The organism is Pseudomonas sp. PB120, assembly GCF_009761815.1.
In the GTDB taxonomy this organism is placed as follows: Bacteria; Pseudomonadota; Gammaproteobacteria; order Pseudomonadales; family Pseudomonadaceae; genus Aquipseudomonas.
Map to the genome: position 1 here is coordinate 22,627 of NZ_RWIN01000130.1, position 9,498 is coordinate 32,124.

The window sequence follows — 9,498 nt, forward strand, 5'->3', positions numbered from 1 at the left end:
GCCAACAGCAGCGGCGCCCGGCGCATCAGACGGCGAAGAGCAGGAATTCCCGCTCCCACGAACTGATCACGCGCTTGAAGTTTTCATGCTCGGCCCGCTTGACCGCGACGTAGCCAGTGATGAATTTTTTACCCAGGTATTTCTCGATGGTTGCGCTGTTTTCCATGCGTTCCAGCGCGTCTTCGATGGTCAGTGGCAGGCGCAGGTTGCGGCGTTCATAGCCACGGCCCACGACTGGCGCACTCGGGTTCAGGCCTTCGACCATGCCGATGTAACCGCAGAGCAGGCTCGCGGCAATCGCCAGGTACGGGTTGGCGTCGGCGCCCGGCAGGCGGTTTTCCACCCGACGGTTTTGCGGCCCGGCATCCGGGACCCGCAGGCCCACGGTGCGGTTCTCTTCGCCCCACTCCACGTTCACCGGTGCCGAGGTGTCCGGCAGAAAGCGGCGGAAGGAGTTCACGTTCGGCGCGAACAGAGGCAACAGCTCGGGGATCAGCTTCTGCAAGCCGCCGATGTGATTCAGGAACAACTGGCTCATGGTCCCGTCTTCATTGGAGAAGACGTTCTTGCCGGTTTCGATGTCGATGATGCTCTGGTGCAAGTGCATCGCACTGCCCGGCTCGCCGGTCATGGGCTTGGCCATGAACGTGGCCGCCACGTCGTGCTTGAGCGCGGCTTCGCGCATGGTGCGTTTGAACACCAGAATCTGGTCGGCCAGCGACAGGGCATCGCCGTGACGGAAGTTGATTTCCATCTGCGCCGTGCCGTCTTCGTGGATCAGCGTATCGAGGTCCAGCTCCTGCAGTTCGCACCAGTCGTAGACGTCTTCGAACAGCGGGTCGAATTCGTTCGCCGCTTCAATGGAGAACGACTGACGGCCGATTTCCGGGCGGCCGGAGCGACCGATCGGTGGCTGCAACGGGTAGTCGGGGTCGTCACTGCGCTTGGTCAGGTAGAACTCCATTTCCGGCGCCACGATGGGCTGCCAGCCCTTGTCGGAATAGAGTTTGAGGACCTTTTTAAGCACGTTGCGTGGCGACAGCTCGATCGGGTTGCCTTGCTTGTCGTAGGTGTCGTGGATCACCTGCGCGGTGGGCTCGATGGCCCATGGCACCAGGTAGACTGCGTTTGCGTCCGGACGGCAGATCATGTCGATGTCGGCCGGGTCGAGCAGTTCGTAATAGATGTCGTCTTCGACATAGTCGCCGGTCACGGTCTGCAACAGCACGCTCTCGGGCAGGCGCATGCCTTTTTCGGCGATGAACTTGTTGGTCGGCGAAATCTTGCCCCGGGTAATACCGGTCAAGTCGGCGATCATGCATTCGACTTCTGTGATCTTGTGGTCTTTCAACCAATCGGTGAGCTGGTCGAGGTTGTGACTCATAAATGCCTCTTAGGCTGAGTTTCCTGACTCTGGTAAGTCAGGCGTTGTTTGACGCATCGGCGCCGCGTTGAAATGCATGTCTACCACAAGCTATGGTGTTTTATCCGGACCGTGCGCCAAAAGCCGGGCGTGCAGAATCACGAGCGCTGCCCGGCGAGATCGCCGAGGCGCTATTGTGAATCGGTTCTATATTGAATGGAGTAACCGTAATGGGGGTGCCGCTTCGACCGTCCAGAATATCGGACAGGAGCAGTCGCTTCGTCGGGAGCGGGAAAATCACCGGCAGGCCCGGAGCCGCTGGAGCCATGGCGCGGACGTGGACGTCACCACAGATGTGATAAGCATGCTGACCGATCTGCCTGGAGCAGATGGCGACGCCGATTAACGGCAGGCGAGACATGAAGCACCCCGGTATTATTGCTGTTATGGGTTTGAATCGAGCTTAGCCTTGTTCATTTTTTTACACAACACCCCCGTAAAAAATACAACACGGCCCGCTCAAGCCCGCGGCCGCTAAAGCATTCAAAGGTATAAAAACGCCCCAAAGTGCCTCAAAAAAGCCCTACGAGCGCTTTTTTAGGGCACAAAAGGCCTCGCTTGACTTCGGCATGCCGTTCGGGTTGACTGGAATCCGAAGAGATCAATGATTGATATTTTTAACAACAAAGGTGTTGCATCATGTCGGTACCCCCGCGTGCCGTTCAGCTTAACGAAGCGAACGCGTTCCTTAAGGAACATCCTGAGGTTCTGTACGTTGACCTTCTGATTGCGGATATGAATGGTGTGGTGCGCGGCAAGCGCATCGAACGCACCAGCCTCCACAAGGTTTACGAGAAAGGCATCAACCTGCCGGCCTCCCTATTTGCTCTGGATATCAATGGCTCGACGGTGGAAAGCACCGGCCTGGGCCTGGACATCGGCGATGCTGACCGAATCTGTTATCCAATTCCCGATACCCTCTGCAATGAGCCCTGGCAGAAGCGCCCGACCGCGCAACTGTTGATGACCATGCACGAACTCGAAGGTCAGCCGTTCTTTGCCGACCCGCGGGAAGTGCTGGCCAATGTCGTGCGCAAGTTCGACGAAATGGGCCTGACCATTTGCGCAGCGTTCGAACTGGAGTTCTACCTGATCGACCAGGAGAACGTGAACGGTCGTCCGCAACCACCTCGCTCGCCGGTCTCCGGCAAACGCCCGCATTCGACACAGGTCTACCTGATCGACGACCTCGACGAATACGTCGACTGCCTCCAGGACATCCTGGAAGGTGCGAAAGAGCAAGGCATCCCGGCCGACGCCATCGTCAAGGAAAGTGCCCCGGCGCAGTTCGAAGTGAACCTGCACCACGTGGCCGACCCGATCAAGGCGTGCGACTACGCGGTCCTGCTCAAGCGTCTGATCAAGAACATCGCCTACGACCATGAGATGGACACCACCTTCATGGCCAAGCCTTACCCGGGCCAGGCGGGCAATGGTCTGCACGTCCACATTTCGATTCTTGATAAAGATGGCAAAAACATTTTTGCCAGTGAGGATCCCGAGCAGAACGCCGCACTGCGTCACGCGATCGGCGGTGTGCTCGAGACCCTACCGGCGCAGATGGCTTTCCTCTGCCCGAACGTCAACTCCTACCGTCGTTTCGGCGCACAGTTCTACGTGCCGAACTCGCCGTGCTGGGGCCTGGACAACCGTACCGTGGCCATCCGCGTTCCAACCGGCGCCGCCGATGCCGTGCGCATCGAGCACCGCGTTGCCGGCGCTGACGCCAACCCGTATCTGTTGATGGCTTCGGTTCTGGCAGGCGTGCACCACGGCCTGACCAACAAGATCGAGCCGGGCGCACCCGTGGAAGGCAACTCGTACGAGCAGAACGAGCAGAGCCTGCCGAACAACCTGCGCGATGCATTGCGTGAGTTGGACGACAGCGAAGTCATGGCCAAGTACATCGATCCGAAATACATCGATATCTTTGTGGCCTGCAAGGAAAGTGAGCTGGAAGAGTTTGAACACTCCATCTCCGACCTTGAGTACAACTGGTACCTGCATACCGTTTAAACGGCTGCAGTAAAAAACAACGCCGCCGGCCTCACAGCCTGCGGCGTTTTTTTATGGCCAACATCAAACCCCTGTGGCGAGGGAGCTCGCTCCCGCTGGAGGCCGAAGGACTCCCTATATCAACCATACAATTGTGTCTGACACACCGCATTGGCCGGTTTTGGGGTCGCTTCGCGACCCAGCGGGAGCAAGCTCCCTCGCCACAGGGGATATGGAACATTTGTTCGCTCTGCGTACAATGCCCGCTGCCCCGCAGGAGACTCCAATGACGCGCACCGCCACCGTTCGCAAACCCCGCGCCCGCAGCCAGGCCCGGATCGATTCGATACTCGATGCCGCCCGCACGCTGCTGGCCGCCGAGGGCGTGGCCAGTCTGTCGATCTACAGCGTGGCCGAGCGCGCGGAGATCCCGCCCTCCTCCGTCTACCACTTCTTCGCCAGCGTCCCGGCCCTGCTCGAAGCGCTCACTGCCGATGTCCACGCGGCTTTCCGCGCCTGCCTGCAAGCCCCCATCGACCACGACGCCCTGAGCGGCTGGCGCGACCTCTCGCGGCTGGTGGAACAACGCATGCTCAACATTTACGACGAAGACGCCGCCGCGCGCCAACTGATCCTCGCGCAGCACGGCCTGACTGAAGTGACCCAGGCCGACCGCCAGCACGACATTGAACTGGGCGACCTGATGCACAAGCTCTTCGATCATCACTTCGAACTACCGAAGCTTCCGGGTGATGTTGATGTGTTTGCGCTGGCCATGGAACTGGGTGATCGGGTGTATGCGCGCTCGGTGCAGCAGCATGGGCAGATCACGCCGCGCATGGCGGAAGAAGGGATGCGGGTGTTTGATGCGTATCTGGGGCTGTATTTACCGCCATATTTGCCGAAGCGTGCTATTCCTGCCTGATTATTTTTCAGCTGCACCGGCCTCATCGCGAGCAGGCTCGCTCCCACAGGGGATTGTGTGATCGACATAGATCCAATGTGGGAGTGAGCCTGCTCGCGATTGCAGCACCGCCGAATCCACTGATTCACACGCACAAAAAACCCCGAAGGGCTCACACCCTTCGGGGTTGTACGCAATGCACGCCGATTACAACTTGGCGATCGACACCTCGGTGGATTTCACAAACGCGATCACTTCGCTGCCGACCACCAGTTCCAGCTCTTTCACCGAGCGGGTGGTGATCACCGAAGTGACGATGCCGGAAGCGGTCTGAACGTCGATTTCCGAAAGAACGTCACCCAGCACGATTTCCTTGATGGAGCCTTTGAACTGGTTACGAACGTTGATGGCTTTGATAGTCATGATAGTGATTCCTGTCGTTGGATAAGGCTTGGGTTATTGCGCCCAACGCAATTGCGTAGGCAAGGGTGAAACGGGTTCCGGCTCCGGCGGCTCGCCGGGCAGGGCCAGCACGCGGTTGAGGACTTCGGTCTCCAGCGCCGCCAGCCGATGGGAACCGCGAACCCGAGGGCGCGGCAGTTCCACGTGCAGGTCGAGGCCGACTTCGCCCTCTTCGATCAGGATCACCCGATCGGCAATCGCCACCGCTTCACTGACGTCGTGGGTCACCAGCAACACGGTGAAGCCGTGCTTTTGCCAGAGCCGTTCGATCAGTTGCTGCATTTCAATTCGGGTCAGGGCATCCAGGGCGCCCAGGGGTTCGTCGAGCAACAGCAAGCGCGGTTGATGGATCAGCGCGCGAGCCAGGGCCACCCGTTGCTTCTGCCCACCGGACAGCGCGGCGGGCCATTCATTGGCGCGATCCGCCAGGCCCACGGATTCCAGCGCTTCCAGCGCTTGTGGCCGCCAGTTGCCCTTGAGCCCGAGGCCGACGTTGTCGATGACCTTTTTCCACGGCAACAACCGCGCTTCCTGGAACATCAGCCGGGTGTCTTCCCTGGCATCGCTCAGCGGCGCCGAGCCTGCCAGCAGTTCACCGCCCGTGGGCTTGTCGAGACCGGCAAGCAAGCGCAGCAAGGTACTTTTGCCGCAACCGCTGCGACCGACCACGGCAACGAACTGACCGGCCGGGATGTGCAGATCGATCTCGCGCAGCACCTGCCGCGAACCGAAGGTTTTTTGCAACTTGCGCACCGCCAGCGGAATGCCGCGCAGCAGGCGTGGAGGTTGTTGAGCCGTCATGCCGCACCTCCCTTGTTCACCTGATATGCCGGATGCCAGCGCAGCCACACACGCTCAAGTCCACGAGCGGCGAGATCGGCCAACTTGCCGAGCACCGCGTACAACAGAATCGCCAGCACCACCACGTCGGTCTGCAAGAACTCCCGGGCATTCATCGCCAGGTAGCCGATGCCGGAACTGGCCGAGATCGTTTCAGCCACGATCAAGGTCAGCCACATGAAGCCGAGGGCGAAACGCACGCCGACCAGAATCGAAGGCAGCGCACCGGGCAGGATCACCTGGCGGAACAGGCTGAAACCGGACAGGCCATAACTGCGGGACATCTCTACCAGCGCCGGATCGACGTTGCGGATGCCGTGGTACGTGTTGAGGTAGATCGGGAACAACGTACCGAGCGCCACCAGAAAAATCTTCGCCGACTCGTCGATGCCAAACCACAGGATCACCAGCGGAATCAGCGCCAGGTGCGGCACGTTGCGGATCATCTGCACCGAACTGTCGAGCAGGCGTTCGCCCCATTTCGACAGCCCGGTGATGAAGCCCAGTACCAGGCCGATGCTGCCGCCAATGGTGAAGCCCAATGCCGCGCGCCAGCCGCTGATCGCCAGGTGCGTCCAGATTTCGCCGCTGCGCACCAGGCTGATGCCGGCTTCGATGACCGCGATGGGTGCCGGCAGGATCCGCGTCGACAACCAGCCCGCCGACACTGACAACTGCCACACCGCCAGCAGCAGGACCGGCAACGCCCAGGGCGCAAGGCTGTGGATGATTTTCTTCATGGCGCGCCTCAGCTCTGAGACGCGGCTTTGGGGAGAATATCGTTGGCGACCATCTCACCGAACGGGCTGACGTAACCGGCACCTTTGGGCAACTCGGGACGTTCGATATCGAGGTGCGGAAACAGCAGTTCGGCAACGCGATAGGACTCTTCCAGATGGGGATAACCGGAGAAGATGAACGTGTCGATGCCCAGGTCCGCGTATTCCTTCACTCGGGCGGCCACGGTTGGACCGTCGCCGACCAGCGCCGTGCCGGCCCCGCCCCGCACCAGGCCGACGCCGGCCCACAGGTTCGGGCTGACTTCCAGGTTGTCGCGGTTGCCGCCGTGCAGCGCCGCCATGCGTTGCTGACCGACAGAATCGAAGCGCGCCAGGGACGCCTGGGCACGGGCAATGGTGTCGTCGTCCACGTGGGAGATCAGTTTATCGGCCGCGGCCCAAGCCTCGGCGTTGGTTTCACGAACGATGACGTGCAGGCGAATGCCGAAGCGCAGCGTGCGGCCAAGCTTCTCGGCTTTCGCTCGCACTTGGGCAATTTTCTCGGCAACGGCGGCCGGCGGTTCGCCCCAGGTCAGGACCATTTCCACTTGCTCGGCAGCCAAGTCCTGCGCCGCTTCCGACGAGCCGCCAAAGTACAGCGGCGGACGCGGTTGCTGGATCGGCGGATAGAGCAACTTCGCGCCTTTGACGCTGATGTGCTCACCGTCGTAATCCACGGTTTCGCCTTCCAGAACGCGGCGCCAGATGCGGGTGAATTCCACCGAGGCCTGATAGCGCTCTTCGTGGGTCAGGAACAAACCATCGCCGGCCAATTCTTCCGGATCGCCACCGGTCACCAGGTTGAACAGCGCACGACCGCCGGACAGGCGATCCAGCGTCGCCGCCTGACGCGCTGCCACCGTCGGGGAAATGATCCCGGGGCGCAGGGCGACAAGGAATTTCAAACGCTGGGTCACCGGGATCAGCGACGCGGCCACCAGCCACGAATCTTCGCAGGAACGACCGGTGGGAATCAGCACCCCGCCGAAGCCCAGGCGATCCGCCGCTTGCGCGACTTGTTGCAGGTAACCGTGGTCGACGGCGCGAGCACCTTCGGCGGTGCCAAGGTAATGGCCGTCGCCGTGGGTAGGCAGGAACCAGAAGATATTGAGGCTCATGGAGTGGTCTCCTTAGGGAATCGAATTACTGTGCTTTGGCAACGGCCGCCGGTGGCGTCCAGATCACGTCTTTGATGCTCAGCGGCTTCGGAATCAGCTTGAGCTGGTAGAAGCTGTCGGCGATTTTCTGTTGCGCGGCGACCACTTCCGGGGTCAGGAACAACGCGCCGTAGCCTTGGCGTTTCACCGAGGTCAGGGTGATGTCCGTCGGCAAGCCGAGCAGCGGCGAAACCTGTTGGGTCACGTCTTGCGGGTTGGCCTTGGACCACTCACCGACCGCGCGCACTTCTTCCACCAGGGTCTTGATCACCTCAGGATTTTTCTGGGCGTAAGGCTTGGTGGCGAGGTAGAACTGATGGTTGTCGACGATGCCTTGACCGTCACGCAGGGTGCGGGCTTGCAGCTGTTGTTCGGCGGCGGCCTGGTACGGGTCCCAGATGACCCAGGCGTCGACGCTGCCTCGTTCAAACGCGGCGCGTGCATCGGCTGGCGGCAGGAATACGGTCTGGATGTCGGTGTATTTGAGGCCGGCGTCTTCAAGCGCGCGGACCAGCAGGTAGTGCACGTTGGAACCTTTGTTCAGGACGACTTTCTTGCCTTTGAGGTCCTGCACCGATTTGATCGGCGAGTCCTTCGGCACCAGGATCGCTTCACTGTGCGGCGCTGGCGGTTCGTAGGCGACGTAGAGCAGGTCGGCGCCGGCCGCTTGAGCGAATACGGGTGGGGTTTCACCGGTCACGCCAAAGTCGATGGAGCCCACGTTCAGGCCTTCGAGCAGCTGCGGGCCACCGGGAAACTCAGTCCATTGCACGTCCACGCCTTGGGCGGCGAGGCGTTTTTCCAGCGTGCCCTTGGCTTTGAGCAGCACCAGGGTGCCGTACTTCTGATAGCCGATTCGCAGTGTTTCAGCTTGAGCTTGAGTAATGGCGCCGAAGGTGACAGCCGCAGCAAACAGTGCGACCAGACCACGACGCAAAATGACAGTGCGCATAGCGCTCTCCTTTTTGCAGTTAGGTTTTGGCTGCACCTGCTTGGCCGTTAGCGGCTGAGTAAGGTGAGTACTTCAAATTCGGGTGTGGCTTGAGTGCAGGCTCAGATGCTCCAGCGCGCGCTCAACAGACGTTCGTTCAACAGGTTCGGATCGAGCGGCTTGGGCCGTCGCGCCATGGCGCTGAAAAACAGCTCCAATGATTCATTCAGTCGTTGTTCCAGCTCTGGCGCCAACTGCGCCTGGGCGCTGCCTTCGCCGTAAGCGACCTGGCTGTCCACGGCGAAAATCCCGTGGAGCATTTCCTGGGCTTTCAATGCCGACAACACCGGCTTGAGCGCGTAATCCACCGCCAGCATGTGGGCGATGCTACCGCCGGTGGCCATCGGCAATACCACTTTGTGGGCCAGGGCGCGTTCGGGCAGCAGGTCCAGCACGGTTTTCAACGCGCCGGAGAACGACGCCTTGTACACCGGGGTGGCAATGAGCAGGCCGTCAGCGTTTTCAATCTGCTGCAGCAGGTGGACCACCTTCGGGCTGTCGAAGCGTGCGTGCAGCAAGTCTTCAGCCGGGAAGTCCCGTACCTGGTAACTCACCACTTCCACACCTTGCGCTTGTAACCAGCGTTGGGAGCGTTCCAGCAACACCCCGGAACGGGAGCGTTGGCTGGGACTTCCTCCGAGTGAGACGACCAGCATTCAGACGATTCCTTGAAGGGTGTGAGCGATTCGCGGTTTGCGGTCTCGCTTCGATGGAGAGACCTTAACAGGTGATTTATATATCCATAAATCATATTTATTCATTTGGTTATTCGTTTAAGAGATATGCAAAAACAAATGTACCGGGCAAAAAAACAGGCCGTAAAAACGGCCTGAACTCCCTTGCGGTGTGGATGCTGTTCACTCGGAATCATGCGGCGGGTGGAACATCGCCATCGCGAGCAGGCTCGCTCCTACAGTTGATCGCCTCCCCCTGTGGGAGCGAGCCTG

10 protein-coding genes are annotated in these 9,498 nt (G+C 60.4%); 3 read left to right on the forward strand and 7 right to left on the reverse strand.

Annotated features, from left to right (window positions below; genetic code table 11):
• Positions 1-25: 25 nt before the first annotated feature.
• Positions 26-1,384 (reverse strand): glutamine synthetase family protein, encoded by a 1,359-nt coding sequence (locus tag EJA72_RS23690; RefSeq protein ID WP_157714330.1) that lies wholly within the window; start codon positions 1,382-1,384, stop codon positions 26-28.
• A 678-nt stretch (positions 1,385-2,062) separates the two neighbouring features.
• On the opposite strand from EJA72_RS23690, the gene EJA72_RS23695 reads away from it, so the two are divergent.
• Both EJA72_RS23695 and EJA72_RS23700 read left to right on the forward strand, forming a co-directional pair.
• Positions 2,063-3,439, forward strand: a complete 1,377-nt coding sequence (locus tag EJA72_RS23695) for a glutamine synthetase family protein (protein WP_090178366.1) — start codon at positions 2,063-2,065, stop codon at positions 3,437-3,439.
• Positions 3,440-3,704: 265 nt separating this feature from the next.
• The gene (locus EJA72_RS23700; RefSeq protein ID WP_157714331.1) at positions 3,705-4,343 is read left to right on the forward strand and encodes a TetR/AcrR family transcriptional regulator; all 639 of its coding nucleotides are present in this window, start codon (positions 3,705-3,707) and stop codon (positions 4,341-4,343) included.
• A 186-nt stretch (positions 4,344-4,529) separates the two neighbouring features.
• On the opposite strand, the gene EJA72_RS23705 is transcribed toward EJA72_RS23700, so the two are convergent.
• The 6 genes from EJA72_RS23705 to ssuE all read right to left on the reverse strand — a co-directional run bounded on the left by EJA72_RS23705 (position 4,530) and on the right by ssuE (position 9,207).
• Positions 4,530-4,745, reverse strand: coding sequence for a molybdopterin-binding protein (locus tag EJA72_RS23705; RefSeq protein WP_003229256.1), 216 nt, complete (start codon positions 4,743-4,745; stop codon positions 4,530-4,532).
• 33 nt (positions 4,746-4,778) lie between these two features.
• Positions 4,779-5,585: an aliphatic sulfonates ABC transporter ATP-binding protein gene (gene ssuB / locus EJA72_RS23710; RefSeq protein ID WP_157714332.1), complete on the reverse strand. Its 807-nt coding sequence runs from the start codon at positions 5,583-5,585 to the stop codon at positions 4,779-4,781.
• Positions 5,582-6,364 (reverse strand): aliphatic sulfonate ABC transporter permease SsuC, encoded by a 783-nt coding sequence (gene ssuC, locus EJA72_RS23715; RefSeq protein ID WP_157714333.1) that lies wholly within the window; start codon positions 6,362-6,364, stop codon positions 5,582-5,584. The genes ssuB and ssuC overlap by 4 nt, the downstream gene beginning before the upstream one ends.
• An 8-nt stretch (positions 6,365-6,372) precedes the next feature.
• Positions 6,373-7,521, reverse strand: coding sequence for an FMNH2-dependent alkanesulfonate monooxygenase (gene ssuD, locus EJA72_RS23720; protein WP_157714334.1), 1,149 nt, complete (start codon positions 7,519-7,521; stop codon positions 6,373-6,375).
• Between the two features lie 25 nt (positions 7,522-7,546).
• A complete protein-coding gene (locus EJA72_RS23725; RefSeq protein WP_157714335.1) occupies positions 7,547-8,512 on the reverse strand; it encodes a sulfonate ABC transporter substrate-binding protein in 966 nt (321 codons plus the stop codon).
• Between the two features lie 101 nt (positions 8,513-8,613).
• Positions 8,614-9,207 carry an NADPH-dependent FMN reductase gene (ssuE, locus tag EJA72_RS23730; RefSeq protein ID WP_157714336.1) on the reverse strand — a complete coding sequence of 198 codons (594 nt, stop codon included), beginning with the start codon at positions 9,205-9,207 and terminating at the stop codon, positions 8,614-8,616.
• 71 nt (positions 9,208-9,278) lie between these two features.
• Here ssuE and EJA72_RS29045 point away from each other — a divergent pair.
• Positions 9,279-9,498 (forward strand): hypothetical protein (locus tag EJA72_RS29045; protein ID WP_218574382.1); only part of this gene is annotated, 220 nt, incomplete at its 3' end.

Bases quoted from the DNA above. Each gene is read 5' to 3' on its own strand.
- EJA72_RS23690 (WP_157714330.1), bottom strand. From the start codon at position 1,384: ATGAGTCACAACCTCGACCAGCTCACCGATTGGTTGAAAGACCACAAG.
- EJA72_RS23695 (WP_090178366.1), top strand. From the start codon at position 2,063: ATGTCGGTACCCCCGCGTGCCGTTCAGCTTAACGAAGCGAACGCGTTC.
- EJA72_RS23700 (WP_157714331.1), top strand. From the start codon at position 3,705: ATGACGCGCACCGCCACCGTTCGCAAACCCCGCGCCCGCAGCCAGGCC.
- EJA72_RS23705 (WP_003229256.1), bottom strand. From the start codon at position 4,745: ATGACTATCAAAGCCATCAACGTTCGTAACCAGTTCAAAGGCTCCATC.
- ssuB (WP_157714332.1), bottom strand. From the start codon at position 5,585: ATGACGGCTCAACAACCTCCACGCCTGCTGCGCGGCATTCCGCTGGCG.
- ssuC (WP_157714333.1), bottom strand. From the start codon at position 6,364: ATGAAGAAAATCATCCACAGCCTTGCGCCCTGGGCGTTGCCGGTCCTG.
- ssuD (WP_157714334.1), bottom strand. From the start codon at position 7,521: ATGAGCCTCAATATCTTCTGGTTCCTGCCTACCCACGGCGACGGCCAT.
- EJA72_RS23725 (WP_157714335.1), bottom strand. From the start codon at position 8,512: ATGCGCACTGTCATTTTGCGTCGTGGTCTGGTCGCACTGTTTGCTGCG.
- ssuE (WP_157714336.1), bottom strand. From the start codon at position 9,207: ATGCTGGTCGTCTCACTCGGAGGAAGTCCCAGCCAACGCTCCCGTTCC.